This window comes from Microbacterium esteraromaticum (genome assembly GCF_017303215.1).
In the GTDB taxonomy this organism is placed as follows: domain Bacteria; phylum Actinomycetota; class Actinomycetes; order Actinomycetales; family Microbacteriaceae; genus Microbacterium; species Microbacterium esteraromaticum_C.
In genome coordinates this window covers 221,197-247,106 of record NZ_JAEMWU010000001.1, presented here as the reverse complement: position 1 = coordinate 247,106, position 25,910 = coordinate 221,197, and the positions used below count along the sequence as shown (strand labels likewise).

Genomic DNA, 25,910 nt, shown 5'->3' with positions numbered 1-25,910 from the left:
ATGGCACGTGCTGTCGGTATCGACCTCGGAACCACCAACTCCGTCGTCAGCGTCCTCGAAGGCGGCGAGCCCAAGGTCATCGCCAACGCCGAGGGTTTCCGCACCACCCCGTCGGTGGTCGCATTCACCAAGGATGGCGAGGTGCTCGTCGGCGAGACCGCCAAGCGCCAGGCCGTCACCAACGTCGACCGCACCATCTCGTCGGTCAAGCGCCACATGGGCACCGACTGGTCGTTCGACGTGGACGGCAAGAAGTGGACGCCGCAGGAGATCTCGGCACGCATCCTGATGAAGCTCAAGCGCGACGCCGAGTCGTACCTGGGTGACACCGTGACCGATGCGGTCATCACCGTTCCCGCGTACTTCAACGACGCCGAGCGTCAGGCCACCAAGGAGGCCGGCGAGATCTCGGGCCTCAACGTGCTGCGCATCATCAACGAGCCCACCGCCGCCGCTCTGGCGTACGGCCTCGACAAGGGCAAGGAAGACGAGCTCATCCTGGTCTTCGACCTCGGTGGCGGAACCTTCGACGTCTCGCTGCTCGAAGTGGGCAAGGACGACGACTTCTCCACCATCCAGGTGCGCGCCACCGCCGGTGACAACCGCCTCGGCGGCGACGACTGGGACCAGCGCGTCGTCGACTACCTGATCAAGCAGTTCAAGGAGACCACCGGCGTCGACGTCTCGGGTGACAAGATCGCCCTGCAGCGCCTCAAGGAGGCCGCTGAGCAGGCGAAGAAGGAGCTGTCGAGCTCGACCAGCACCTCGATCAACCTGCCGTACCTGTCGCTGACCGAGTCGGGCCCCGTCTCGCTGTCCGAGACGCTCACCCGCGCGAAGTTCGAGGACCTCACCAAGGACCTGCTCGACCGCACCAAGAAGCCCTTCGAGGACGTCATCCGCGAGGCGAACATCAAGGTCGGCGAGATCGACCACATCGTCCTCGTCGGTGGCTCGAGCCGTATGCCCGCCGTTGCCGAGCTCGTCAAGCGCGAGACCGGCAAGGAAGCCAACAAGGGCGTCAACCCGGACGAGGTCGTCGCCGTCGGCGCCGCCCTGCAGGCCGGTGTGCTGAAGGGTGAGCGCAAGGACGTTCTGCTCATCGACGTCACCCCGCTGAGCCTCGGTATCGAGACCAAGGGCGGCATGATGACCAAGCTCATCGACCGCAACACCGCCATCCCGACCAAGCGCAGCGAGACCTTCACCACGGCTGACGACAACCAGCCCTCGGTCGCGATCCAGGTCTTCCAGGGTGAGCGCGAGTTCACCCGCGACAACAAGCCGCTGGGTACGTTCGAGCTCACCGGTATCGCTCCGGCTCCCCGTGGCATCCCGCAGGTCGAGGTGACCTTCGACATCGACGCCAACGGCATCGTGCACGTGTCCGCCAAGGACAAGGGCACCGGCAAGGAGCAGTCGATGACCATCACCGGCGGCTCGTCGCTGTCGAAGGAAGACATCGACCGCATGGTGCGCGAGGCTGAAGAGAACGCTGCCGAAGACAAGAAGCGCCGCGAGGCCGCCGAGGTCCGCAACCAGGCCGAGACCCTCGCCTACTCGATCGAGAAGCTGATCACCGAGAACAGCGACAAGCTGCCCGAGGACGTCAAGACCGAGGTGCAGGCCGACGTCGACGCGCTCAAGACGGCGCTCGCCGGTGAGGACGACGACGCGGTCAAGACCGCATTCGACAAGCTCAACGAGTCGCAGGGCAAGCTCGGCGAGGCGATCTACGCCTCGCAGCAGGCCGACGCATCCGCTGAGGGCGCCGCTGAGGAGCCCACCGCAGAGGCCGCCTCTGACGAGGATGTCGTCGACGCCGAGGTCATCGACGACGAGGACGAGAAGAAGTAACCATGACAGACAAGAACTTCGACGAAGTTCCCGAGAACGAGGGGTCGGATGCTGCGGCATCCGGCCCCGCGCCGGATTCGGGAATCCCCGAGAACGCCGACGCGGCTGAGGCCGCAGCGGCGGAGGGTTCGGACGACGACCTCACGGTCGACGACATCCTGAACGCCATGCAGACCGACGAGGCGACGCTGCACGACGCCGACGGCGCCGGAATCGCGGATGCTGAGCACGCGCTGCTCAACGACCTCAAGCGCCTGCAGGCCGAATACGCCAACTACCGTCGGCGCACCGAGGAGCAGCGGCACATCGAGATCGCCCGCGCCAAGGGCGAGGCCGCCAAGGGCCTGCTGCCCGTGCTCGACGACCTCGACCGTGCCCAGCAGCACGGTGACCTCGCCGAGGGCACTGCCTTCGCCGTGATCGCCGAGAAGGTGCGCACGGTCGTCGAGCGTCTCGGCGTGGTCGCTTACGGCGCTGCGGGCGAGGAGTTCGACCCGCAGCATCACGAGGCGATCTTCCAGCAGCCCACCCCCGGCGCCACCACTTCGACGATCCTCGAGGTCGCCGAACTCGGCTACCGCCTGGGTGATGTCGAGCTGCGCCCGGCCAAGGTCGTCGTCGCCGTACCAGCGGAGTAGGTGACAGGTGGCCAGCCAGGATTGGTTCGACAAGGACTTCTACAAGACACTGGGCGTCAGCAAGGACGTCTCGGATGCCGATCTCAAGAAGACCTATCGCAAGCTCGCCCGCAAGTACCACCCCGACTCCAATCAGGGTGATGCCAAGGCCGAGGCGCGGTTCAAAGAGATCAGTGAGGCCTACGCCGTGCTCAGCGACGCCGAACAGCGTCGCGAGTACGACGAGATCCGTGCGATGGGTTCGGGAGCGCGCTTCACGGCGCCCGGACCCGGGGCATCCGGCGGTTTCGAAGACGTCTTCAGTCGTTTCGGACAGGGTGGCCAGCAGGCCGACTTCGACGACATCTTCTCGATGTTCTCGCAGGGCGGCGGATCGTTCGGCTCGGGCCGGTTCGGTCAGCCGTCCGGCGGGTTCCGCGGATTCGGCGGCCCCCAGAAGGGTGCCGATGTCACCGCCCGCACGACGCTCGACTTCGTCACCGCGGCCAAGGGTGAGACCATCACCCTGCAGGCCGAGGACGGCAAGCCGTTCAAGGTGAAGGTGCCGGCTGGGGTCGCAGACGGGCAGAAGATCCGTCTGCGCGGCCGCGGCCGGCCCTCGCCGGACGGCGGCGAGAACGGTGACATCGTCGTGCAGGTGAAGGTCAGGCCGCACCCGGTCTTCACCCGCGACGGACTCAACCTGCGCCTGACGGTGCCGGTGACATTCACCGAGGCGACGCTCGGCGCCACTATCGAGGTGCCTACGCTCGGCGGCGAGACGGTCAAGCTGCGGGTCGCTCCCGGCACGCCCTCCGGGCGCGTGCTGCGGGTCAAGGGCCGTGGCATCGTCTCGTCGAAGGGCACCGGAGACCTGCTCGCCGAGCTTCAGGTCGCCGTGCCCAGTCACCTCGATGACGCCGCCCGTGAGGCTCTTCAGCGCTTCCACGACCTGGAGCCGAAGGAGAACCCGCGCGCCGACCTGATGGCGAAGGCGAAGTAGCGATGGACGCCGACGCCCCCGTCTTCGCGATCGCGGTCGCCGCGGAGCTGGCCGGAATGCACCCCCAGACGCTGCGGCAGTACGACCGCATCGGCCTGGTGGTGCCCGGCCGCACCCGCGGCGGCTCGCGCCGCTACTCGATGCGCAACATCGAGCAGCTGCGTGAGGTCGCCCAGCTGTCGAGCGAGGGGATGAGCCTGCCGGCCATCGCCCGCCTGCTCGACCTGGAGGACGAGGTGCGGATGCTACGGCGTCGCGTCGTCGAACTGGAGGGCGCGCTGCGCGCCGAGCGCGAGAACCGGCCCGGTGTGCGCGTGTTCGCCGCCGGCGCCACCGGGTCGATCGTTCCGGTCGGCTCCGGCCGCCGGATCCGTCGTTCGACAGAGGTCGTGCTGTGGCATCCGCGTTCCCGCCGCGACGACGACGACCCCGAATCCGAGCCCTCTGGGGCCTGACTCGCGCCGCGCGTCAAGCGTCGTCGAGGGGGAGTTCGAGGGTCGCGTCCGCGAGTGCGGCGCCCGCGCCGCCGTAGACGTTCACCACCGCGCCCACGCCCTCGCCCGCCAGATGCGCGAGCTGATCCGGATGCTGCGCGACGGCCGACACACGGCCGTCGAAACCCGCGGCACGCAACTGCTCCAGGGCGAACAGGTTCGAGTCGTGGATCGGCATCGCCAGCACGACGGTCCGGACGAAACCGCCCGCCACGATGCGGTTCCAGAACTCGTGGTCGGTCGCATCACCCTCGACGACCTTGTACCCATCCTCCAGCAGCCGTTGCACCACGAGGTGGTCGTTGTCGACGCCCAGTGGCCGCAACTCGCCCTCTTCGGCGAGGCGCGTGTACGCCGCCCGGCCGACCCGGCCCATGCCCAGCACGACAGCATCCGCATCGCTGGTGTCGATCGGGCGATCCGCCACGCGCAAGCGGAGCGGATCCTGCTCGGGCAACCACGCGCTGAGCCGATCGGTCAGATTGAGGCTGCGTGTGTTCACCAGCGACGAGATGACCATGCTCAGCGGCACGGCCACTGCGACGATCGTCAACCACTTCTCCGAGACGAGGGCAGTCGAGACTCCGACCGCCGTGACGATGATCGAGAACTCCGAGAAGTTGCTCAGCACCAGGCTGGTGCGGATCGTGGTGCGATTGCGCAGGCCGAACATCCTGCCCAGCAGCACGAAGCCGATGAACGTGATCGGCAGCAGCACCACGCACAGCAGCGCCGCGATGCCCAGATCGAGCCAGGTCGGGCTCGCGCTCAGGCCGATCATCACGAAGAACCCGACCAAGAAGAGCTCCTTGATGCTGAACAGCGACTTCGAGAGCTCGATCGCGCGCGGGTGCGTCGAGAACAGCAATCCGGCGACGAGCGCACCGAGATCACCCTTCAGGCCGACCGAGCTGAACGCGAAGTAGCCGGGGCCGAGTGCCATGACCACACCGAACAGCACCAGTAGCTCGCCGTGGCCGAGGCGATCGAGAACCCGGCGCAGCACCCACGACAGCGGAACGAGCAGAACGAGCAGCAGTGCCCAGGGGCTCGGCGGGGTGTCGGAGTTGGCGGTCAGAAAGCCCACGGCGATGATGTCTTGCATGACGAGGATGGCGATGGCCGTCTGCCCGTAGAACGAGCCGTCGTCGGAGCGCTCTTCAAGAACCTTCACGCACAGCACGGTCGACGAGAACGACAGGGCGAAACCGACGACCGCGGCTTCGCGCCATCCACCGTCGAGTGAGCTCAGCGCGATGGCCGAGATCAGCCCGACCGTGCCCATGCTGATGACGGTGAGCACCGCGAGGTGGATGGTCGCGGTGCCGTAGGCCTCACGGCGCAGAAGAGAACGCAGGTCGAACTTCAGGCCGATCGTGAACAGTAGCAACACGACACCGAGGTCGGCCATCTGCTCCAGTCCGGGGAAGGGCTGCATGCCGAAGGCGCCCAGCAGAAAGCCCGCGCCGAGGAATCCCACCAGCGGCGGGATGCGCAGTGCGTACGCCAGGGTGCCCAGCGCCGCCGCCGTCAGCGTCGTCAAGACGATCTGCTCCATGCTGGCTCCTTCGCTCGGTGCACGCTGGCGATCGCCGCTTCGATCTGTACCGAGAATATCGCCCCGCCCTTCCGCTCGTCCGGGAGCGCGGGGAGGGGCGCGGGTCAGAGGCCCAGCACGGCCTTCGCGATCAGGAAGTAGATGATCAGGCCGGTCGCGTCGACGAACGTCGTGATGAACGGGTTCGAGAACACGGCCGGGTCGACCTTGATCGCGCGCGCGATCAGCGGCATGATCCCGCCGATGGAAGCCGCAACCGTGCAGATCGCGATGAGCGTCAGCCCGATCACGAGACCGACATGCCAGTCATACGCGAGCCCCGCCAGAGCGAACCCCAACAGTCCCAGCAACAGGCCGAGGCTGAAACCGACGCAGATCTCGCGCACGAGCACTTTGCCCACATCGCGCGGGGTGATCTCGCCCAGCGCCAGTGAGCGGGTCACGGTGGTCGCCGCCTGGTTTCCGGTATTGCCGCCCGTGCCGATCAGCAGCGGCACGAACAGTGCGAGCACGGTCATCTGCGCCAGCGTCGCCTCGAACGCGTCGAGCACCTGCACCGTCAGCGTGGCGCCGACCGCGAGCACCAGCAGCCACACCACGCGCGAGCGCACGAGCCGTCGGACGGGTGTCGACAGGTAGGAGCGCCGCAGAGGTTCGACGCCGCCCTGGCGAGCAGCATCCTCACTCTCCTCCTGCTTGAGGATGCGCGCCGCGTCGTCGATCGTCAGCACGCCCACCAGGCGCTGCTCGCTGTCCACGATCGGCAGCGCCAGCAACCCGAGGTCCGTCGCGCGGCGCGCGGCGGCCTCGGCGTGCTCATCGGCACTCGCGACGTGCGCGTCGACCATGAGGTCGGCGATCCGGGCATCCGACGCCGCCGCGAGCAGATCGCGCAGGCTCACCACGCCGACCACGCGGCGCCCCGCGTCGGTCACCGGCAGCGTGTAGATCGTCTCGGCGTGATCGAGCGCACCGCGCACTCTCTGCATCGTCTCGCCGACGGTCAGCTGCGGGTGGGTGACGACCACCTCGGGGCTCATGCGGCGCCCGATCGCGTTGTCGGGGTAGCCCAGGACGGATGCCGTCAACTCGCGCTCATGCGGCGGCAGTCCGCGCAGCAGCTGGGGTGCGACGGACGCCGGCAGCTCATCGAGCAGCCAGACACGGTCGTCGGGATCCATCTCGGCGAACAGGGTGGCGACCTCGGCATGGCGCATCGCCTGCACCAGATCGCCCTGGGTGCCGGGGGAGAGCGCCTCGAACACGTCGAGCGCGCGGCCCTTCGCGAGAAGTCGGTACACGATCGCGGCGTTCTCGACGGACAGCCGATCAAGGAGCTCGACGATCTCGGGGACCGGCATCGGAGTGAGTGCGGCGGATGCCTGTGCGAGATCACCGCGGTCGATGGACTGCTCGATCGCGTCCGCGATCTCGGAGATGTGCTGCAGCTGCTTCGGAGTCATGATGTGCCTTTGCGGAGGGCACCGGGGCCGGCAGGCGCGCAGCGACGAAGCGCCGCTCAGCCGGGCGGTGCGAAAGCGAGAAGGGGAGCGTGTCTGTGACTCGGACTGTCACCGGACATGATGAACCACCTCGCTTTCCGTACTCGGGGCTTGTGCGTTGCGCGTTCCAGGAACCGCCGCGCCTCTCAGCCTACTTGTGGTGATCATGGGTGCCACCTGTGGTTGTACCCTGTCAACAGTTGACAGGATTCAGGTGAACAAGAGGAGAACGCGTGGCCGACACAGTCAAGCGCGGTGAGTCGTTGGGGGCGCAGGTCGCCAACGTGCTGCGCCAGCGGATCGTGCGCGGTGACCTCGCTCCGGGCGAGCGCATCACTGAAGAAGCGCTCGCTGAGGAGTTCGACGTCAGCCGCGGACCGATCCGCGACGCGCTGACGCAGCTGAGCTTTGAGAAGCTGGTGCGCATCCAGCGGCCCCGTGGGGTGTTCGTCGTCGGGCTCACCCGCGATGACGTCGATCAGCTCTACAGCCTGCGCGCGGCGCTCGAGCAGCTCGCGCTTTCGCGGGCGATCCGCGTCGAGGACGACGCGCGGTGGCAGACGATGGCGCGCGCGGTGCGCCGCATGACCGAAGCTGCCGAGACCTCGGATCACACCGCTTTCGCGGCCGCGGACCTCGACTTCCACTCGCAGATCTACGCACTCGCCGACCACCCGCGTCTCGAGGGCGCGTGGCGCCAGTACCTGCCGACGTTCTCGGCGCTGCTCGATGTGACGATCAATCACGATTCGGATCTGCACGACTCCGCCGTCGATCACGTCGCGCTGTTCGACGTCATGCGCAGTGGTGACGCGGCGAAGGCCGCCGACGTGCTGACGGCGCACCTCGACGGGGCGAGGGATCGGATGCTGAGTGAGATCGCCATGTCCGAATGACGCGTCGTGGCATAGGTGCTCGGCTTAGCCGTTGACTGTTAACAGTCAACACTGATACGGTCGGGGAGGCCGACAACCGGGTCGGTCCCCGTACCCGAGGAGCAAAGATGCCCCGCATCCGCATGACCCGCGCGACGGTCGCCATCGCAACCGCCGCCGCAGCCGCGCTCGTCCTGGCCGGCTGCAGCCCGGTGGAAGAGGGCGGCGACGCGTCGTCCTTCCCCGACAAGGACATCCGTCTGATCATCCAGGCCAACCCCGGCGGCGGTTCCGACCTGTCGTCCCGCGCACTGGCATCCGAGCTCGAGAACATTCTTGATGTCAGCGTGATCCCCGAGAACATGCCCGGCGCCGCGGGTGCGCTGGCCATGGAGTTCGTCGGCGCTCAGGAAGCCGACGGGTACGTGATCGGCTTCGCTCCGGTCGAGATCGCCATGCTCAACACCACTCAGGGCGCCGACGTACTGCCAGAGAACTACGACCTGCTGGGCCAGATCATGCTCGCACCCGGTGTCGTCACCGTCGGCGCCGACAGTGGAATCGAGTCGCTTGACGACCTGGTCGCCCAGGCTGAAGCGGGTGCCGTGACGGTCGCCAACTCCGGAGCCGGGTCGATCTGGGAGGCCGCGACGCTCGGCCTCGCCGACGCCACCGGTGCCGAGTTCACGCCGGTCGCCTACGACGGTGGCGCCACCGCCGTCGGCGCGGCGGCATCCGGCGAGACCGTCGCGGCCGTCTCCGGGCTGGGCGAGGCACTCGCCCAGGGTGAGGCCGTCCGCATCCTGGCTGTCATGCACGACGAGCGCCACCCCGATGCGGCCGACGTGCCGACGGTCGAAGAGGCGATCGGCGAGGCCGTGGAGTTCGGCGGATGGGGCGGGATCTACGCCCCCAAGGGTCTGCCTGACGACGTGAAGGCGACGCTCGAGTCGGCGGTGCAGCAAGCTGTGGAGTCGGACTCGTACCAGGCCTTCCAGAAGGATGCCGGAAACCTGGTCGTGTACCGCGACTCGGCCGAGTGGACCACCTTCGTCGGCGAGCAGTTCGACCTGTTCCAGGAACTGCTCGGCTGATGACCGACGTCGTCGACACCGACCTTCGGGGAGCGGCACCCTCCCGCTCCCTGGAGGTCGTGTTCGCCGCGGTCGCCCTCGCGGTCGCGGCGGGGTACCTGCTGCTGGCGACGCAGATCCCGTTGCGGCGCGAAGCCGCTCCAGGGCAGATCGACGCCCGCTTCTGGCCGACGGTGATCGGGGTCGCCGCCGTCGCGACCGCGATCGTGCTCCTCGTCGTCGCCCTCACTCGCCCCGCACCGACCCGCGATGACGTTGAACGCATCCAGCCGGGTGGTGTGCTGCGCGTCGTGCTCACCATCGTCATCGCGGGGGCGTTCATCGCCGTGTGGTCCCTTGGATCGGTGGTGCTGTTCGGCTATCGCATCGAGGTGTTCCCGATCGCCGCCGGACTGCTCATGGCCGGACTCATGCTGCTGTACGGGCACCGACGCTGGCTGAGCCTCGTCATCTACTCCGCCGCGGTGACAGCATTCGTCTACGTCGTCTTCGGCATGCTTCTGAGGATCCCCCTATGACTCCCATCATCGACGGGGTGAACTCGCTTCTCGACATCTCGATCGTCCTCTACATGGGCGTCGGGCTCGTGCTCGGATTCATGGTCGGCGCCTTCCCCGGGATCACCGCCACAATGGCCGTCGCACTGGCGGCCGGGTTCACGATGACGCTCGAGCCGGTCCAGGGACTGGCCGTGCTGCTCACGATCTACGTCACCGCGAACTTCGGTGATCGAGTGCCGTCCATCCTCATCAACACCCCCGGCACACCGGCATCCATCGCCACCACACTCGACGGATACCCGATGGCCAAGCAGGGGCGTGCGGGGCTCGCCCTGACCATCTCGGCAATCGCCTCGGCGATCGGCATCCTGGCATCCCTCGTGCTCTTCGCGATCGCTGCCGTGCCGATCGCGAATTTCGCCCGCGACTACTTCCGTTCTCCGGAGCTGTTCGCGCTGGTGGTCTTCGGCATCGCCATCATGATCGGCATCTCGTCCAAATCGATGCTCAAGGGCATCCTCGCGGGCCTGTTCGGACTCATGCTCGGCACGGTGGGCACCTACTCGGCGACAGCCGACCAGCGCTTCACCTTCGGGCTTCTCGAACTCGTCGAGGGCGTGAACTTCATCGCCGTGATCATCGGCCTGTTCGGCATCGCGGAGCTCTTCGATCAGCTGCTCACTCACCGTAAGAACCACACGCGACCGATCTCCAGCCTGGGCCGCTGGTGGCCCAACCGGCGCGAACTGAAGCAGAGCGGGAGAGCGACCGCGGTCGGCGGCGCTGTCGGACTCGGCGTGGGCCTGATCCCCGCCGCCGGCGGCGACATCGCCGGCCTCATCGGGTGGGAACGCGCGCGCAAGGTGTCGAAGACCCCCGACGCCTTCGGTAAGGGCTCGATCGAGGGAGTCGCGGCATCCGACACGGCCTCCAGCGCGACGCTGGGCGGCTCGCTCACCACGACCATGGCGCTCGGCATCCCCGGCGACTCGGTGATGGCGGTGATGATCGGGTCGATGATCATCTGGGGAATCACCCCAGGGCCGAATCTGTTCTCGGACCGCCCCGACCTGGTCGTCTCGATTGTCGGCATCATGCTCGTGGCCACCCTGCTGGCGCTCGGACTGAGCCTGGTGCGCATGAAGGGCATGGTCAAGCTGCTCGATGTGCCGCAGCCGTATCTGTGGAGCGGCATCCTCATCTTCTGCATCATCGGTACTTACGCCACCTCGAACAGCCTCTCGACCGTCATCACCATGCTCGTCTTCGGTGTGCTGGGTGTGCTGCTCAAGCGCATGCAGGTACCCGCCGGGCCGATCGTGCTCGGGTTGTTGCTCGGACCACTCGCCGAAGAGAACCTCGCGCGCACGCTCGCGATTCTGCCGACGCGGCCGTTCTTCGAGGTCGTCAGCCCGATCGCGATCGCCCTGCTGCTGCTGGCCGTGCTCTCGATCGTGATGCCGGCGATCCGTTCGGCCCGCAAACCGCGCGCTGAACGGGCATCCTTCGCCGAGTCGGTGCTCGACACCGAGAGCCTCGAGCAGATCGCGCACGCCCACGACGAGCTCGCGGCCGATCCTGACCTGCTCACGTCGACCGTGCGCACTGAAAAGAAGAACCCCAAGGAGAAGAAGTGACCCGCTATGACATCCTCACCGCGATCCCGACCGCCTTCGGGCGTGATGGAGCGCTCGATCTCGAGGGGTCGCGTGCGATCTTCCGATACGTCGCCGCGTCGGGCAACGAGGGGGCGTTCGTGCTCGGCACGACCGGGGAGTTCCCCGCGGTCGACGTCGAGGAGTTCTCGGATCTCGTCGCAGCGGCGCTCGACGAACTCGCCGACCGGATGCGGGTGATCGTGCACGTCGGTCGTCCCAGTGCTTTCGAGGCGGTGCGGCTCACGCGGATCGCTCGCGGTCTGGGTGCTCGTGAGTTCGCAGCGCTGACGCCCTACTACCTGCGGTCGTCGGATGATGCGGTGTACGAGTACTTCCGTGCGGTGTCGGATGCTGTCGGCGACGGCCGCCTGTACGTGTACGTCTACCCGGCGCGCAGCGGCAATCCCGTCACGCCGCAGTTGCTCGTGCGGCTGGCGCAACTGCCCAACGTCGTCGGCGCGAAGGTCAGCGAGCTCTCCCTGGAGGATCTGGCTGCGTACCGGGCGGTCGTACCCGCCGACTTCGAGCTCTACACAGGCGCTGATCGGGATCTGATCGCGGCCGTCGAGGTGGGGGCACAGGGCGTCGTCTCGGGGGTCTCATCCGTGACGCCGAAGCCGTTCCGGGCGCTCGCCGAGGCCGGTCGATCCGGTGATGCGGCCGCGGTCGCCGTCGCTCAGGTCGCCGTCGACGAGGTGGTCTCGGTCGTCGGAGGCGACATGGCGCGCATGAAGGAGGCGTACCGTGTGCTCGGCGTCACCGATGCGTACTGTCGGATGGCACTCGACGAGCCCGACGCCGACGCGCGTACCGCGGTTGCCGCGGTCGTAACGGCGCACGGCTAGACGGGAGTGGCGGGAGGGGGTGCGGCGCTAGAGTGAGCAGCGAGCTCAGGGGGAACACGTGGCCACGATCTACGACGTCGCGAAGCGCGCCGGCGTCTCACCGGCGACCGTATCGCGGGTGTTCAACGGCACCAGCGTCTCGCCCGAGAAGGTCGAGGCGGTGCGCGCGGCCGCGGAGCAGCTGAACTTCACGCCCAACCGGGCGGCGCGCACGCTGCGCAGGCAGAGTTCCGAGGTGATCGCCCTGGTGATCCCCGACATCGAGAACCCCTACTTCACCGAGATGGCGCGAGGGGTCGAGGATGCCGCGAGCGAGGCCGGCTACTCGGTGGTGCTGTGCAACTCCGACGCCGATGTCGAGAAGGAATCGACCTACCTGCGCATTGCGATCGCCGAGAACATGGCCGGGGTGATCCTGGCAGCAGCATCTGACCATACGAACCTCGACGAGATCCTCGCCACCGGACGCCCCGTCGTGGCCGTAGACCGCGGCACCGGCTACGGCATCGACGGCGTGGTGATGGCGAACCGCGCCGCCGGCGAAGCTGCGACACAGGAGCTCATCCGCGCGGGCTATCGCCGTATCGCGTGCATCAGCGGACCGACGCACATCGATACCGCTGCGGAACGCGCCGAGGGATGGCGCGACGCCCTCGACGCCGCCGAGCGCGCGGTCGACCCCGAGCTTCTGCGCGTCTCGACTTTCCGTGTCGACGGCGGCAGGGCCGCGATGGAAGAGCTGCTCGCCCTGTCCGAACCCCCGGATGCCGTCGTCGCGAGCAACAACCTCATCGGCGTCGGCGCGATCCAGGTGCTCACCGAGCATGGGCTCACACCTCCCGCTGTCGGCGTCGCGGTCGTCGGTTCACTGCCGTTCACCACGCTGTCGCCCAGCGCGGTCACCGTCGTGCGGCTTCCCGCCCGTCGCATGGGGGTCACTGCCGCGCGGATGCTGCTCGAGCGCATCCGCGGGAATGACCAGCCGGCCCGTTCGGTGGTCCTGCGCGATGAGGTGCAGCCCGCCAGCATCCGGCGCTGACGCGCCACCCGCTGACGTGCCGCCCTCTGACGCGCCGCCCTCGGGCACGCCGCGGATGCCGTTCAGGTCGCACTTTCTCCCGCTTCACGCGCAGCGAAACGGGAGAAACTGCGACCTGAACACGCGCGGCACCGCGGTTCCGGGAGAAAGTGCGACCGGAACGCACGCGGCACCGCGAGTCCGCATCCGCACTTGCCGCTTGAAATCGATTTCGCGTACGCTGGGTTCAGCTTGTCGTATCAAGGAGGACACATGCGCTGCACCCTCGGGGTCGACATCGGAACGTCGAGCAGCAAGGGCGTGCTCGTCGCCGACGACGGCACGATCCTCGCGACTGCCACGCGCGCGCACGAGGTCGATCGCCCGCACAGCGGCTGGGTCGAGATGGATGCTCGCATCTGGTGGGACGAGTTCGTCGCGATCAGCCGCGAGCTGCGACAAGCGCACCCGGACGCCCTGATCACCGCTCTGGGAGTGAGCGGCATGGGTCCCTGCGTGCTGCTCGCCGACGAGCATGACGAGCCCGTGCGTCCCGCCATCCTGTACGGCGTCGACACCCGCGCCGCTGCGCAGATCGACCGGATGACCGACGAACTCGGCACGGAAGAGATCACCCGCATCGGGGGCTCGACCCTCACCTCGCAGTCGGCCGGTCCCAAGATCGCCTGGATCGCCGACGAAGACCCGGATGCCTGGCAACGCGCGAAGCGTCTGTTCATGCCGGCATCCTGGCTGGCCCGCAAGCTCACCGGGGCCTACGTGCTCGACCACCAGTCGGCCAGCCAGGGCTCCCCGCTCTACGACATCGAGAACGAGCGCTGGCACGACGCCTGGTGGCAGCAGTACGCAGACGGCCTCGAGCAGCCGCCGCTCGCCTGGGCGGGTGAGATCGCCGGGACGGTGACGGCGACAGCATCCGCCCTCACCGGCATCCCCGAGGGCACCCCCGTCATCACCGGAACCATCGACGCATGGAGCGAAGCCGTCAGCGTCGGCGCCCACGGCGACGGCGACCTGATGCTCATGTACGGCACGACCATGTTCCTCATCGCGACGGGAGCGCAGACGCTGCGCACCCCCTCGATGTGGACCACGGCCGGCGCCTTCGCCGGCACCCGCAACCTCGCCGGCGGACTCTCGACCTCGGGCGCCCTCACCGCCTGGCTCAAAGATCTCACCGACGCCGACTATCCGCAGCTGCTCGCCGAGGCCGAAGCATCCGGCCCGGGCGCACGAGGGCTGCTGATGCTGCCCTACTTCGCCGGAGAGCGCACCCCAATTCAAGACCCGGATGCTCGCGGCGTCATCGCCGGACTCACTCTCAGTCACGGACGCGGCGACCTCTACCGCGCTGCACTCGAAGCGACCGCACTCGGCGTGCGCCACAACGTCGAGACCATGCGCGCCGCCGGAGCCGACATCCGCCGCATCGTCGCCGTCGGCGGAGGCACACAGGGCCGCCTCTGGCTGCAGATCGTCTCGGATGCCACCGGACTGGCGCAGCAGATTCCCGCCACCACCATCGGCGCCAGCTACGGTGCGGCGTTCCTGGCAGCATCCGCCACCGCACCCGCCGGGCAGGAGCCGCGCATCGACGCCTGGAACCCGATCACCGAGACCATCACGCCCGATCCTGCCGCCAAGTCCGTCTACGACGAGTTGTTCGACCGATACCAGCGGCTGTACGCCGGCACCCGCGACGTCGTGCACGAACTGGCCACCGTACAACGCGCCCTCTGACCCCCTCACAACGGAGAATCACATGAGCTACACCCTCCCCGCGCCGGTCGCGCGACCCCAGGCCGCCCCGAAGACCGCCTACCTCATCACCTCGGGCGATCTGCGCGAGTCGGCCAATGTCGCCGGCTGGCCCACCCAGGTCGCGCTCGAAGCCGGCGTCACCGGCGTGCTCGAAGACCTCGGTTGGAGCGTCATCCGCCCGTTCGGCGTCGACCCCGCGACCGGCCACGGCTTCATCTCGAGCCAGCGCATGGGCATGGAGATCTTCAAGAGCATCCCTACTGACGCACCGCTCATCGTCGCGATCGCGAACTGGCAGTACTCACACCACGTGCTCGCCGGCCTGCGCACCCACCAGGGCCCCATCCTCACCGTCGCCAACTTCGCGGGCGACTGGCCCGGCCTCGTCGGCCTGCTGGGATTGAACGCCGGCCTCACCAAGATGGACAAGCCCTACGCCACCACCTGGTCGGTGGACTTCACCGACGCCTGGTTCACCGACGGCATCCGCGAATGGACCGAAACCGGTGCCATCGTGCACGACGCCACCCACGTGCGCCCGCTGCCCGAGCTTCCCGACAGCCCCGAGAAGCAGCTCGGGCAGGCGCTCGCCGCCGAGCTCATCGCCGACAAGGCCATCATCGGGGTGTTCGACGAAGGCTGCATGGGCATGTACAACGCCATCTTCGACGACGAACTGCTCAACCACACCGGCATCTACAAGGAGCGCCTGAGCCAGTCGGCGCTGTACGCCGAGATGCTGCGCGTCACTGACGACGAGGCCGACGCCGCGTACGACTGGCTGATCGCGCAGGGCATGACCTTCAAGTACGGCGAGGATGCCGCCACCGAACTGACGCGCGACCAGGTGCAGTGGCAGCTGAAGATGTACATTGCCGCGCTGCGGATCGCCGACGACTTCGGGCTCGACGCGGTCGGCATCCAGTACCAGCAGGGACTGAAAGACCTGGTGCCGGCATCCGACCTCGCCGAGGGCATCCTCAACTCCACCGAGCGTCCTCCGGTCACCTCGCGCGACGGTTCGCGCGTGCTGCACGAAGGCCGCGCGTTCCCGCACTTCAACGAGGCCGACGAGGGGGTCGCCGTCGACGCACTCGTCACCGACCGCGTCTGGCGGGCCATGGGACTGGTGCCCGACAACACCCTGCACGACGTGCGCTGGGGCGAGGAGTACGACGGGCGGTTCGTGTGGGCGTATGAGATCTCGGGGTCGGTGCCCGCGTCGCACTTGGGCGGCTGGGACAAGGCTGAGGGATGGCGTCAGGGGCACGTGTTCTTCCCTGCAGGTGGGGCCACCATCAACGGGGTCTCGAAGCCCGGAGAGGTGGTGCTGAGCCGGGTTTTCATCGCCGACGGCATCTTGCAGGCCGACATCTTCCGCGCGTCGGTCATCGACCTGCCTGCTGATGAGACCCAGCGCCGCCACGACGCCACCAACCCCGAGTGGCCGATTGCGCACGTGGTGTTGCACGGGCAGACCCGCGATCAGTTCATGGCGCGGCACAAGGCCAACCACGCCCAGCTCGTGTACGCGCCTGACGCCGAGACGGCCGATAAGGCGCTGATCGCCAAGGCCGCGATGTTCGACGGCATGGGCATCAAGGTCAACCTGGTGGGCGACGTCCGCCTCTGACCCGCTTCCGCACCCGTCTATTCGTCACAAACCCGGGCAGAACGGCGCCGATAGCGCGGGTTTGTGACAAATAGAGGGAAGAAGGCGGGTCAGGCCGGGGGGAGGCGCAGAACGTCGGACTCGCCCGCGGTGAGGTCATCGGCGATGCGGATGCTGCGCGCGAGGTCATCCAGCGCCCGCTCGACCGTCCCGAAGCGCTCGCGGTCGCCGCTGACGGCGTTGAGCGTGATCAGGTGCGTGCCGGTGTCCCACGTGTACGTCGCCGACGGCGGCGATGCGGGGTTCGGCGGCGTCGGCATCAGCAGCTTTTCGCCGACGCCGAGCGGGGTGGGGAAGTTCTCGGTGTCGTCGTACTCCATGGGCATGGATGCCCGTGCCATGCGCAGCTGCGGGGTGAGCTCCTGCGACATGGCCATGGCGACGACGAGCTCGGGATCGGCCTTCCACGTCCAGGCGAGCACGCGTCCGTCGGCCTTGCGCATCGCCAGCGGGATCGCCTGGCTCGCCAGCCACGCACCGACCCGAGACCCGGGTCGGCTGTCGTGGCCGAGCGATGCGTTCGCCTGCGCCATCAGCATCCGCACGGCGGCCTTGCGGTGCCGGCGCCCGCGCAGCCCGAGCGACCCGGTCACGGGCATCCACAGTTCGGAGTCGGCAGACGAAGTCAGACGCATGCTCCCACGCTACGCGAGCGTCCCGGCTTCCCGCTGGGAGCGCGGGTGTCGGATGCTACGGCTCGCCGCCCCGGACGATACAGCCCCCTCCGGTAGAGTGGCGTGCGCCCCGGCCGCGCCATGCGGCCCTGAGCGACAGATAGGCAGCATCCTTCGTGACATCCTCCTCCGACGACCACTCGACAGGCTCTGCCGACTCCGGACGTCCTCTGAAGATCCTCATCGGATGCGACACCTTCTACCCCGACATCAACGGGGCCGCCCGCTTCGCCGAGCGTCTCGCGGCGGGTCTGGTCGAGCGGGGGCACGAGGTGCACGTGATCGCGCCGAACACCCGCTACCGGCGCGCGGACGCCCGCACCGAGGTCATCGAGGGGCAGCCGATGACCATGCACCGGCTTCCGTCGGTGCGCTGGTTGCCGCACGACTGGCTGCGGTTCATCTGGCCGTGGCGTTCGAAGCACTACGCGCGCAAGGTGCTCACGGCGGTGCAGCCCGACGTGGTGCACATCCAGTCGCACATCGTGATCGGCCGCGGCCTGGCCCGCATTGCACGACAGCGCGATATTCCGATCGTCGCCACGAATCACGTGATGGCCGAGAACATCCTCGACCACACCACGATGCCCGACTTCCTGAACCGCATTGTGCTGAAGTTCGCGTGGGAAGACGCCGAGCGCACCTTCGACATGACCCGCGCGGTGACGACGCCGACGCGCCGGGCCGCCGACTTCCTCGAGAGCACGATCGACATCGAGGGCGTCGTACCGATCTCGTGCGGCATCGACCGCCGCAACTACACGCCGGTGATCGGGCCGCGCGAGAAGAACCGCATCCTGTTCGTCGGGCGTCTCACCGGTGAGAAGCACGTCGATGTCGTGCTGCGCGCCCTGGCCAAGCTCGACCCGGCTCTCGATGTGACCTTCGACATCGCCGGCGGAGGCGATCAGCGTAAGGCCCTCGAGGCGCTCACCGCGCAGCTCGGTCTCTCGGACCGCGTCACCTTCCACGGGCGGGTGTCCGATGAGCAGCTGCGCGAGCTGTACTCGCGGTCATCGGTCTTCGCGATCGCGTCGATCGCCGAGCTGCAGTCCATCGTGACGATGGAGGCGATGGCATCCGCTCTTCCCGTCGTCGGGGCCGACGCCGTCGCGCTGCCGCACCTCGTGCACGACGGCGAGAACGGCTATCTGTTCGAGCCGGGGAACGTCGACGACCTCGTCGACAAGCTCACGCGCGTGCTCACCGCCGCGCCGGAGGAGTACGAGCGGATGCAACGGGCATCGCTCGACGGGGTGAACGTGCACGACATCAACCGCACGCTCGACACGTTCGAAGCGCTCTACCGAGACGAACCGCTTCCGGCATGACGAAAGGGCGCCCGGCAGCAACCGGACGCCCTTCGTGTCTGACGATTCTCAGGCCAGAGCCTTGGCCTTGAGCTTCTCGTACTCCTCGGTGGTGATCGTGCCTGCGGTCAGCAGCTTCGCGGCATCGGCGATCTCATCCGACGGGCTCTTTCCCGCCGCCTGACGAATGTACGCGTCGGTCGCGTCCTTCGCCTGCTGAGCCGAAGCGGCGCTGCGCTCGGCCATTCCCCGCCCGCGGGCGATCAGGTAGACCAGCGCGGTGAGGAACGGCACGAAGATCAGGAAGGCGATCCAGATCGCCTTGAACCAGCCGTTGAGCTTATGGTCGCGGAAGATGTCACCGATGATCGAGAACAGCACCATCAGATAGGCGACGAAGAAGAACGCCCAGATCATGTACCAGAAGAAATCCCAGAACCCCATTGTGTTTTCCTTTCTTGGGAAAGTCGGCGATGCCTGCGATCCCGATGCGTTCATCATCGGGATTTCACGGGCAACAAAGCAATAATGGCGCAGACGCGCGCCGCTGTCTGCAGTCGGTGTGCTTATTCGCGTGCCAGAGCGGCCATCGCCTCCAGTTCCAGGTCGAGGTACTGCTCGTCGCTGACGTCGACGCCGACACCGAGTAGCGTGCCGGTGAACGTGAACGGACTGGCGTACTGCGCGCTGACCGGGTCGCCGTTGTCGTAGCCGACGCACAGCCCGTCACCACCGAGCGAGAACTTGCCCACCTGAGCGCGCATCGGTCCCTCGGCGACGACCTGGTCATCGATGTACAGCTTGCAGGTGCCGAGGGACTCGCCGTGCTCTCCCGCGTCTTCTCGGATGAACTCCATACCCAGCGCGTGCTTTCCCGGCGTCAGCTCGCCCGACGTGAAAGTCTGCTCGGGCGGAATACCGAGGAAGTTGTACACGTAGGTGAGCCGATTGTCCTTGATGAACAGCGAATGCCCGCCGAAGCGCGACCCGTGCGCGAACAGAACTCCCTCGTCGCCGGCCGCGAGGTCGACGTCGGCGATGATCTTGTACGAGCGGCCGCGCACGTTCACGGCGACGCTCTCGGCGATCGCGCTGGTGTGCGGGTAGTAGACATACCGCGAACGCGGCGGTTCGGACTGCGGCCGCTCGATCGTCAGCTGGTCGCGCGCCGAGCGGTCATCCAGTGGCAGCACATGGTTGCGTTCGGCTTCGGAGAACCAGGTGTCGATCAGCTCTTTCAGCTTCTCGGGGTGGGAGGCGGCGAGGTCATTCGACTCGGAGCGGTCCTCATCGACGTGGTAGAGCTCCCAGCGGTCTTCGTCGAACCGGCCGTGGCCGGTCAGCGGGGCATGGATCGCGGATGCCTTCCACCCGTCCTTCCAGATGCCGCGGGTGCCGATCATCGTGTAGTACTGCACCTTCTTCTCGGTCGGCCCGTCGGGCTGCGCGTCGAAGGAGTACTTCATCGACACCCCGTCGAGTGGTCGCTGTTCGACGCCGCGGAACACCTCGGGCATCTCGATGCCGATCACATCGAGCACGGTCGCGACGATGTCGGTCGAGTGGTGGTACTGGTGCCGGATCTCTCCCTTGGCGGTGATGCCGGCCGGCCAGTGGATGACCATCGGGTCGCACGTGCCGCCCGAGAACTGCGAGTAGCGCTTGAACATCTGGAAAGGGGTCGAGAACGCCGTCGCCCACCCGGTGGGGTAGTGGTTGTAGGTCTCGGGCCCGCCCAGCACGCCGATCTTGTCGAGGTTCTCCTTCAGGTCGTCGGGGAAGCCGTTGAAGAACTTGTTCTCGTTCACCGAGCCGTCCGGCGACCCCTCGCCCGAGGCGCCGTTGTCGGCGCAGTAGAAGATGAGGGTGTTCTCGAGCTGGCCGGAGTCCTCGAGGTAGTCGATGACCCGGCCGATCTGCGCGTCGGTGTACTCGCTGAATCCGGCGAAGACCTCGGCCATCCGGGCGAACAGGCGCTTCTCGTCATCCGAGAGCGTGTCCCACGGCTTGACGTAGTCGGCCGCGTTCGCCTGGTCGTCGGGCATCGGGTTGATGGGGGTGAGGGCGGTGCCCTCGGGCAGGATTCCGCGCTCGATCATGCGACCGAGCACCCACTCGCGATAGGCGTCGTACCCGTCGTCGAAGGCGCCCTTGTACTTATCGATGTACTCCTTCGGCGCGTGGTGCGGTGCGTGGTTGGCGCCGGGGCAGAACCAGGTGTACCAGGGCTTGGACGGGTTCGAGGCGTTCTGGTCGCGGATCATGCGGATGGCCTGATCGGCGAGGTCCTGCGAGAGGTGGTACCCCTGCTCGGGCGTGGCCGGCGGGTCGATGAAGTGGTTGTCCTCGACCAGGTCGGGGTACCAGTTGTTGGTCTCGCCACCGAGGAAGCCGTAGAAGCGGTCGAAGCCCATGGACAGCGGCCACTGCTGCTTGCTGCCACCGGTCGAGACGTCCTCTTCGGGCACGTTGTGGTTCTTGCCCAGCCAGAAGGTGGAGTAGCCGTTCTGCTGCAGCACCTGACCGATGGTCGCGCACTCGTCGGGGATGTAGCCGGAAGCACCGGGGAAGCCATTGGTCGCCTCGGTGATCACGCCGTAGCCGTTGGCGTGGTGATTGCGGCCGGTGAGCATCGTCGAGCGGGTCGGCGAGCACAGCGCCGTGGTGTGCCACTGCGTGTACGTCAGCCCGTTCGCGGCGAGCCGGTCGAGCGTGGGCATGTTGATGCGGCCGCCGTACGGCGACCAGGAGGCCATCCCGGTGTCGTCGTACAGGATGACGAGGATGTTCGGCGCCCCCTCAGGTGCCTTCGGTCGCTCGTACGGGCCCCAGTCGGCGACCGAGTCGCGGACGTCGAGGGCGATCTTGCCCCGGAACTCCTTGGTCATCGTGCTCCCTTCGAACGGCGCGCAGGAGCGCGCGCATCGTGGGGATCACGCTAGTCAGAGGGGGGCGAAGCGGGGGAGGGGCGTCACCCGGGGCGGGTGACGCTCGCCGGGATCAGAGATCGGATGCCAGTCGGAACCCGACATGCGACATGCCGGTGTCCTCCGCCTGTGGTGAGCGTGCCGCGGGACGGAACCGCAGGCAGTAGTCCGGAGAGCACAGGAACGACCCGCCCTTGAGCACCCGTCGGGGGATCTGCTCACCCTCTCCCTTGCTGCCCGCGGCGAGAAGATTCTGGCGCTTGCCGGCATCGACGGGGCGGTCGGTGGGCACGATGTGGCGGGGCGTGTAGTAGTCGCTGGTCCACTCCCACGTGTTGCCGATCATGTCGAACAGGCCGTAGCCGTTCTCGGGATAGGAGCCCACCGGCGCGGTGCCACCGACGCCTCGGCTGTCGTACGGAAAGCGACCCAGCCACGAGTTGGCCAGGGCACGTCCGCCCGGGTACGGATCGGGCCCCCACGCGAAGCGGGCGCCGTCCTCACCCCCGCGGGCGGCGTACTCGTGCTCGGCCTCGGTGGGCAGACGCTTGCCCGCCCAGGTCGCATAGGCCGTGGCATCCTCGAACGCAACGTGCACCACCGGGTGGTCGGCGCGGCGCTCGATCGATGAGCCGGGACCGAACGGGGCACGCCAGTGCGCTCCGGGCTGCCACCGCCACCAATTGCGCCAGTCGCGCAGGTCGACCGGCCCCTTCGTCGGGGTGAACACCATGGCGCCCGGCACACGGTCCTCGGCCGCAACCCCCGCGTACAGGGCGGGATCGAGGGGGCGCTCGGCGACCGTCACGTAACCCGTCTCGTCGACGAAGCGCGCGTAGTCGGCATTCGTGACCGCGAAGCGGTCGATGCGGAACGCCGCGACCTCACGCACGTGCACCGGACGCTCATCCGGATAGAACTCCTCCGACCCCATGCGGAACGAGCCCGCCGGGATCAGCACCATCTCACGTGAGTCATCGGCCATGTCACCACCGTAATGCTCGCGCGCGGCCGCCGCGCCTGACAGGATGCACAAGAGACACGACCGGAGGAGCCGTCATGACCCATCTGCCCTCATGGAACGACACCGTCACCCGTCAGAAGATCGTCGACTTCGTCGAATCGGTCAGCTCGGGCCCGGACGCCGTGCCGGTCGAGGAGCGCATCGCCGTGTTCGACAACGACGGCACGCTGTGGTCCGAGAAGCCGGTCATCATCCAGCTCGACTACATCATCGGGCAGTGGGCCGCCGAGCTGAAACGCGACCCCTCGCTCGCTGAGCGGCAACCATACCGAGCCGTCGCGACCGGGGATCTCGGATGGCTCGGCGCCGCCGTCGAGAAGCACTACGCCGGCGACGACAGCGACCTGAAGGTGCTGCTGGGAGCCCTGGTCGGGCTGACCGACGGCATGCCGGTGGCCGAGTATGCGGCATCCGTCGCGGAGTTCTTCCGCACCGCGACCCACCCCACCCTCGGCACCCCGTTCTCGGGGGCCGTCTACCGGCCCATGCGCGAACTGCTGCGCTATCTGGAGCACCACGGATTCAGCTGCTACATCGTCTCGGGCGGCGAACGCGACTTCATGCGCAGCATCACGCAGGAGTACTACGGCATCCCCCCGGAGCGAGTCATCGGATCGGCCTACGGCCTCACCTACGACGCCGAGGCGCGCACCGTGCGCTACTCGGCGAACCTGGACTACCTCGACGACGGGCACATCAAACCGGTGCGCATCTGGAGCCGCACCGGACGGCGCCCGCTGCTGGCCGCCGGCAACGCGAACGGTGACCTGCCCATGCTGCAGTTCGCGGTCGGCGACGGTACGGCGCGGCGCGGACTGGCGCTGCTGGTGCACCACGACGATCACTCGGGTCGCGGCGACACCCCGTACGACAAGGGCGCCGAGCAGGCGCTCGCCGCCGACGACATCACCGTGATCAGCGTCGCCGACGACTGGTCGCAGGTGTTCCCCGCACAGGGTGAGGGATGAGCACTCCGGCCTCCGGGCCTGCCGCGCTGAGCTGGCTCGCGCCCACCCTGCGCGGATATCGGCGCGAGTGGATCGGTCCCGATATCGTGGCCGGACTGTCGGCTGGCGCCGTCGTGATCCCCCAGGCGATGGCGTACGCGACCATCGCGAACCTGCCGGTGCAGATCGGCCTGTACACCTGCATGGTGCCGATGCTCGTGTACGCCCTGCTGGGCGGATCGCGCGCGATGAGCGTGTCGACGACCTCGACCATCGCGACGCTCAGCGCCACGACGCTGCTCACGGCCGGCGTCGCCGCCGATGCCGAGAACCCGATCCCCGACCTGATGGCACTGACGCTGATCGTCGGGGTGATCCTGTTGCTGGCGCGGTTGCTGAAACTGGGCGGTCTGGTCGAGTACATCTCGAAGCCAACCATCCTCGGTGTGCAGATCGGGGTCGGGGCCACCGTCGCCATCGGTCAGCTGCCCAAGCTGCTGGGCGAGAACATCGAGCCGTCGGCAGAAGGGTTCCTCCGAGCGATCCTCGCCGCGATCCGGGCACTGCCCGACGCGAATACAGCGACCGTGCTGCTGTCGGTCGGGTCGGTGATCGCGCTGCTGGTGCTCAAGCGCTTCGCGCCGAAGGTGCCGGGCCCGCTCGTGCTCGTCGCGGTCGGCATCGCGTTGATGGCCTTCAGTGGGCTGCGCGAGGCCGGGGTCGCGTTGATCGATCCGGTGCCGCAGGGTCTGCCGCCGTTCGAGCTTCCGTCGTTCGCACACGCGGCGGGGCTCGTGCCCGGGGCGTTTGCGATCGCTGTGATGGTGTTCCTCGAATCCAGTGCCGTGGCGCGCAGCATCCGCCGCCCCGGCGAACCGCCCATCGAGAGCAATCGCGAGCTGTTCGCCGCCGGAGCGGTCAATGCTGTCGGTGCGTTCTTCCAGGTGCTGCCCGCCGCGGGAGGGTTCTCGCAGAGCGCGGTGAACCGAGCCGCCGGTGCGCGTTCGCAGCTGGCCGCCCTCGTGACGGTCGCGATGGCGGTGATCGTCGCGCTGTTTCTCGGGCCGGTGCTCAGCCTCATGCCGCAGGCCGTGCTCGCCGCGCTGGTTTTCGTCGCCGTCGCCGCTCTGATTGACGTGCGCGGCCTGGTCGGCCTCTGGCGGCTGAACCGGTCGGACTTCTGGGTTGCCGCGGTGACGACCGCCGTGGGACTGACCGCGGGGCTGCTCGTGGCCGTCGCCGTCGGAGTCATCGGCACGTTCGTCGTGGTGCTGCGCGAGCTGAACAAGGTGCGGCTGGCGGTCGATGAGCCCCGCGGCGGTGTGCTGACCGTGCACCTGCACGGACCGCTCTACACAGCCAATGCGCTGTCGTACGAGTCCGCGGTGCTCGATGCGGCCACCGCCGTGCCGGGGCTGCGCGTGCTCGTGCTCGACGCGGCGCAGCAGCGCGCCCTCTCGGTGACCGTGCTCGACGCGCTGCGAGAGCTCGATGACGAGCTGGCTGGGGCGGGCGTCGAGCTGCGCCTGGCTGCCGTTCCGGACGGAGCCGCCGAGGTGGCTCGCCGCGGTGACTGGTTCGCCGGACTGGAGGAGCAGGGGCGGGTCTTCGACAGCGTGGAGGCCGCCGCGCGCGACTGAGGCGACCTGGGGTCGGTGGGCTTTGGGTGGGCGCGGGGCGGTTGGCTCGTGGTGCTGGCCGGCTCGTGGTGCTGGCCGGCTCGTGGTGCTGCGGATCAGTGCCAGTGGCCGGGTGTGGGCAGCACGTGCGAGTCGACAGCCGCGCCGCCCGCCCCGATCTCGGCCGTGCAATACAGCAGCGACAACGTCGGATAGCCGTGTACGCGGTTATCGCGGACGATCGCCCGGTCATCGGTCGGGTCGAGCGTCGTCGTATCGGCGAGCAGGCCGGCCCAATGAGAGGCCCAGTCCGTGGCATCCGCCGTCTGTCGCGCCTCGGCGCGGAATCGGGGCAGCCACGCTGAGATCCGCGCCGTCGCCTCGTCGTCGAGATCGTCGTGCGCGATCATGTGCACGCCGGGTGCGACCGGCGTCTCGCGCAGCGCGGCGCCGTCCCAGGTGAGCACGCGGGAGTGCTCTGGCGTCACCTCGAGCAGGTTGAATCCGTGCGTGCGCACCGGTGCGGCGGGCGAACGGCCCGCGACCGACTCGAGCACCAGTCCGCCGCGCGAGCGCAGGTCGCTCTCGGGCAGGTCGACGAGGTCGGCCCGGTTGAGCAGTACGGCCAGGCGCCGCGTCGTCGGGTCGAACGCCAACCACGCGCCACCGGCACGGCGATCGCGGATGCCGATCACACCCGGGTAGTGCTCGGGCCACCAGGTGCCCAGATCGTCCCAATCCCGCTGCGGATCCTCATCGCGCACGGCCAGCAACCGCGCCTGCCCCGGCTCGACGTCGATCACCACGGTGCACATGAGCTCGAGTCTATGGGCGCCCGGTGCGCCGGCCGACTGTACACAACTCCGGAGAATCTGCCGCGTGCGGGTCTCAACAGGCCCGCAACGGGCCCAAGCGGCAAGTTTCTCCGGAGTTG

At 68.0% G+C, this 25,910-nt stretch carries 22 protein-coding genes; 15 read left to right on the top strand and 7 right to left on the bottom strand.

The window, feature by feature from the left end:
• The 4 genes from dnaK to JF543_RS01110 are packed head-to-tail and all read left to right on the top strand — an operon-like array spanning position 1 to position 3,932.
• A complete protein-coding gene (dnaK, locus tag JF543_RS01125; RefSeq protein WP_206822502.1) occupies positions 1-1,857 on the top strand; it encodes a molecular chaperone DnaK in 1,857 nt (618 codons plus the stop codon).
• A gap of 2 nt (positions 1,858-1,859) precedes the next feature.
• Complete coding sequence (locus JF543_RS01120) at positions 1,860-2,495, top strand: nucleotide exchange factor GrpE (RefSeq protein WP_179409712.1); 636 nt, start codon at positions 1,860-1,862, stop codon at positions 2,493-2,495.
• Between the two features lie 7 nt (positions 2,496-2,502).
• Positions 2,503-3,477 carry a DnaJ C-terminal domain-containing protein gene (locus JF543_RS01115; RefSeq protein ID WP_206822501.1) on the top strand — a complete coding sequence of 325 codons (975 nt, stop codon included), beginning with the start codon at positions 2,503-2,505 and terminating at the stop codon, positions 3,475-3,477.
• A gap of 2 nt (positions 3,478-3,479) precedes the next feature.
• Positions 3,480-3,932, top strand: coding sequence for a heat shock protein transcriptional repressor HspR (locus JF543_RS01110; RefSeq protein ID WP_179409714.1), 453 nt, complete (start codon positions 3,480-3,482; stop codon positions 3,930-3,932).
• A 13-nt stretch (positions 3,933-3,945) separates the two neighbouring features.
• Here JF543_RS01110 and JF543_RS01105 read toward each other — a convergent pair whose 3' ends face one another.
• The gene (locus tag JF543_RS01105) at positions 3,946-5,529 is read right to left on the bottom strand and encodes a cation:proton antiporter family protein (protein WP_206822500.1); all 1,584 of its coding nucleotides are present in this window, start codon (positions 5,527-5,529) and stop codon (positions 3,946-3,948) included.
• Between the two features lie 104 nt (positions 5,530-5,633).
• The gene (mgtE, locus tag JF543_RS01100) at positions 5,634-6,992 is read right to left on the bottom strand and encodes a magnesium transporter (RefSeq protein WP_179409716.1); all 1,359 of its coding nucleotides are present in this window, start codon (positions 6,990-6,992) and stop codon (positions 5,634-5,636) included.
• Between the two features lie 272 nt (positions 6,993-7,264).
• On the opposite strand from mgtE, the gene JF543_RS01095 reads away from it, so the two are divergent.
• The 8 genes from JF543_RS01095 to JF543_RS01060 all read left to right on the top strand — a co-directional run bounded on the left by JF543_RS01095 (position 7,265) and on the right by JF543_RS01060 (position 16,436).
• Positions 7,265-7,927 carry an FCD domain-containing protein gene (locus JF543_RS01095; RefSeq protein ID WP_206822499.1) on the top strand — a complete coding sequence of 221 codons (663 nt, stop codon included), beginning with the start codon at positions 7,265-7,267 and terminating at the stop codon, positions 7,925-7,927.
• A gap of 107 nt (positions 7,928-8,034) precedes the next feature.
• Positions 8,035-9,000: a tripartite tricarboxylate transporter substrate binding protein gene (locus tag JF543_RS01090; RefSeq protein ID WP_206550990.1), complete on the top strand. Its 966-nt coding sequence runs from the start codon at positions 8,035-8,037 to the stop codon at positions 8,998-9,000.
• On the top strand, positions 9,000-9,518 hold the full coding sequence (locus tag JF543_RS01085) for a tripartite tricarboxylate transporter TctB family protein (RefSeq protein ID WP_206821484.1): 519 nt from the start codon (positions 9,000-9,002) through the stop codon (positions 9,516-9,518). Before JF543_RS01090 ends, JF543_RS01085 begins: the two co-directional genes overlap by 1 nt.
• A complete protein-coding gene (locus tag JF543_RS01080) occupies positions 9,515-11,137 on the top strand; it encodes a tripartite tricarboxylate transporter permease (protein WP_206822498.1) in 1,623 nt (540 codons plus the stop codon). Before JF543_RS01085 ends, JF543_RS01080 begins: the two co-directional genes overlap by 4 nt.
• On the top strand, positions 11,134-12,003 hold the full coding sequence (locus tag JF543_RS01075) for a dihydrodipicolinate synthase family protein (RefSeq protein WP_206822497.1): 870 nt from the start codon (positions 11,134-11,136) through the stop codon (positions 12,001-12,003). Before JF543_RS01080 ends, JF543_RS01075 begins: the two co-directional genes overlap by 4 nt.
• A 58-nt stretch (positions 12,004-12,061) precedes the next feature.
• Positions 12,062-13,042 carry a substrate-binding domain-containing protein gene (locus JF543_RS01070; protein ID WP_206822496.1) on the top strand — a complete coding sequence of 327 codons (981 nt, stop codon included), beginning with the start codon at positions 12,062-12,064 and terminating at the stop codon, positions 13,040-13,042.
• 252 nt (positions 13,043-13,294) lie between these two features.
• Positions 13,295-14,782: an FGGY-family carbohydrate kinase gene (locus JF543_RS01065; RefSeq protein ID WP_206822495.1), complete on the top strand. Its 1,488-nt coding sequence runs from the start codon at positions 13,295-13,297 to the stop codon at positions 14,780-14,782.
• Between the two features lie 22 nt (positions 14,783-14,804).
• Positions 14,805-16,436, top strand: a complete 1,632-nt coding sequence (locus JF543_RS01060; RefSeq protein ID WP_206822494.1) for a fucose isomerase — start codon at positions 14,805-14,807, stop codon at positions 16,434-16,436.
• Positions 16,437-16,525: 89 nt separating this feature from the next.
• On the opposite strand, the gene JF543_RS01055 is transcribed toward JF543_RS01060, so the two are convergent.
• Positions 16,526-17,110, bottom strand: a complete 585-nt coding sequence (locus JF543_RS01055; RefSeq protein ID WP_206822493.1) for a hypothetical protein — start codon at positions 17,108-17,110, stop codon at positions 16,526-16,528.
• 155 nt (positions 17,111-17,265) lie between these two features.
• Here JF543_RS01055 and JF543_RS01050 point away from each other — a divergent pair, with 155 nt between their 5' ends.
• Entirely contained in the window at positions 17,266-18,480 is a 1,215-nt protein-coding gene (locus JF543_RS01050; RefSeq protein ID WP_206822492.1) for a glycosyltransferase, read from the top strand.
• A 48-nt stretch (positions 18,481-18,528) separates the two neighbouring features.
• Here the strand turns inward: JF543_RS01050 and JF543_RS01045 are convergent, their stop codons facing one another.
• From JF543_RS01045 to JF543_RS01035, 3 genes are all read right to left on the bottom strand, one after another.
• Positions 18,529-18,903: an SHOCT domain-containing protein gene (locus tag JF543_RS01045; RefSeq protein ID WP_179409727.1), complete on the bottom strand. Its 375-nt coding sequence runs from the start codon at positions 18,901-18,903 to the stop codon at positions 18,529-18,531.
• 122 nt (positions 18,904-19,025) lie between these two features.
• Positions 19,026-21,347: an arylsulfatase gene (locus tag JF543_RS01040; protein ID WP_206550998.1), complete on the bottom strand. Its 2,322-nt coding sequence runs from the start codon at positions 21,345-21,347 to the stop codon at positions 19,026-19,028.
• A 112-nt stretch (positions 21,348-21,459) separates the two neighbouring features.
• The gene (locus JF543_RS01035; protein WP_206824163.1) at positions 21,460-22,350 is read right to left on the bottom strand and encodes a formylglycine-generating enzyme family protein; all 891 of its coding nucleotides are present in this window, start codon (positions 22,348-22,350) and stop codon (positions 21,460-21,462) included.
• 95 nt (positions 22,351-22,445) lie between these two features.
• Here JF543_RS01035 and JF543_RS01030 point away from each other — a divergent pair, with 95 nt between their 5' ends.
• Together JF543_RS01030 and JF543_RS01025 are read left to right on the top strand one after the other, a co-directional pair.
• Complete coding sequence (locus JF543_RS01030; protein ID WP_206822491.1) at positions 22,446-23,378, top strand: HAD family hydrolase; 933 nt, start codon at positions 22,446-22,448, stop codon at positions 23,376-23,378.
• The gene (locus JF543_RS01025; protein ID WP_206822490.1) at positions 23,375-24,997 is read left to right on the top strand and encodes a SulP family inorganic anion transporter; all 1,623 of its coding nucleotides are present in this window, start codon (positions 23,375-23,377) and stop codon (positions 24,995-24,997) included. The genes JF543_RS01030 and JF543_RS01025 overlap by 4 nt, the downstream gene beginning before the upstream one ends.
• 95 nt (positions 24,998-25,092) lie before the next feature.
• Here JF543_RS01025 and JF543_RS01020 read toward each other — a convergent pair whose 3' ends face one another.
• Positions 25,093-25,791 (bottom strand): NRDE family protein, encoded by a 699-nt coding sequence (locus JF543_RS01020; protein ID WP_206822489.1) that lies wholly within the window; start codon positions 25,789-25,791, stop codon positions 25,093-25,095.
• Positions 25,792-25,910 lie beyond the last annotated feature (119 nt).

Coding starts and splice junctions, on each gene's coding strand:
- dnaK (WP_206822502.1), top strand. CDS start 1: ATGGCACGTGCTGTCGGTATCGACCTCGGAACCACCAACTCCGTCGTC.
- JF543_RS01120 (WP_179409712.1), top strand. CDS start 1,860: ATGACAGACAAGAACTTCGACGAAGTTCCCGAGAACGAGGGGTCGGAT.
- JF543_RS01110 (WP_179409714.1), top strand. CDS start 3,480: ATGGACGCCGACGCCCCCGTCTTCGCGATCGCGGTCGCCGCGGAGCTG.
- JF543_RS01105 (WP_206822500.1), bottom strand. CDS start 5,529: ATGGAGCAGATCGTCTTGACGACGCTGACGGCGGCGGCGCTGGGCACC.
- mgtE (WP_179409716.1), bottom strand. CDS start 6,992: ATGACTCCGAAGCAGCTGCAGCACATCTCCGAGATCGCGGACGCGATC.
- JF543_RS01090 (WP_206550990.1), top strand. CDS start 8,035: ATGCCCCGCATCCGCATGACCCGCGCGACGGTCGCCATCGCAACCGCC.
- JF543_RS01085 (WP_206821484.1), top strand. CDS start 9,000: ATGACCGACGTCGTCGACACCGACCTTCGGGGAGCGGCACCCTCCCGC.
- JF543_RS01080 (WP_206822498.1), top strand. CDS start 9,515: ATGACTCCCATCATCGACGGGGTGAACTCGCTTCTCGACATCTCGATC.
- JF543_RS01065 (WP_206822495.1), top strand. CDS start 13,295: ATGCGCTGCACCCTCGGGGTCGACATCGGAACGTCGAGCAGCAAGGGC.
- JF543_RS01060 (WP_206822494.1), top strand. CDS start 14,805: ATGAGCTACACCCTCCCCGCGCCGGTCGCGCGACCCCAGGCCGCCCCG.
- JF543_RS01055 (WP_206822493.1), bottom strand. CDS start 17,110: ATGCGTCTGACTTCGTCTGCCGACTCCGAACTGTGGATGCCCGTGACC.
- JF543_RS01045 (WP_179409727.1), bottom strand. CDS start 18,903: ATGGGGTTCTGGGATTTCTTCTGGTACATGATCTGGGCGTTCTTCTTC.
- JF543_RS01040 (WP_206550998.1), bottom strand. CDS start 21,347: ATGACCAAGGAGTTCCGGGGCAAGATCGCCCTCGACGTCCGCGACTCG.
- JF543_RS01035 (WP_206824163.1), bottom strand. CDS start 22,350: ATGGTGCTGATCCCGGCGGGCTCGTTCCGCATGGGGTCGGAGGAGTTC.
- JF543_RS01030 (WP_206822491.1), top strand. CDS start 22,446: ATGACCCATCTGCCCTCATGGAACGACACCGTCACCCGTCAGAAGATC.
- JF543_RS01025 (WP_206822490.1), top strand. CDS start 23,375: ATGAGCACTCCGGCCTCCGGGCCTGCCGCGCTGAGCTGGCTCGCGCCC.
- JF543_RS01020 (WP_206822489.1), bottom strand. CDS start 25,791: ATGTGCACCGTGGTGATCGACGTCGAGCCGGGGCAGGCGCGGTTGCTG.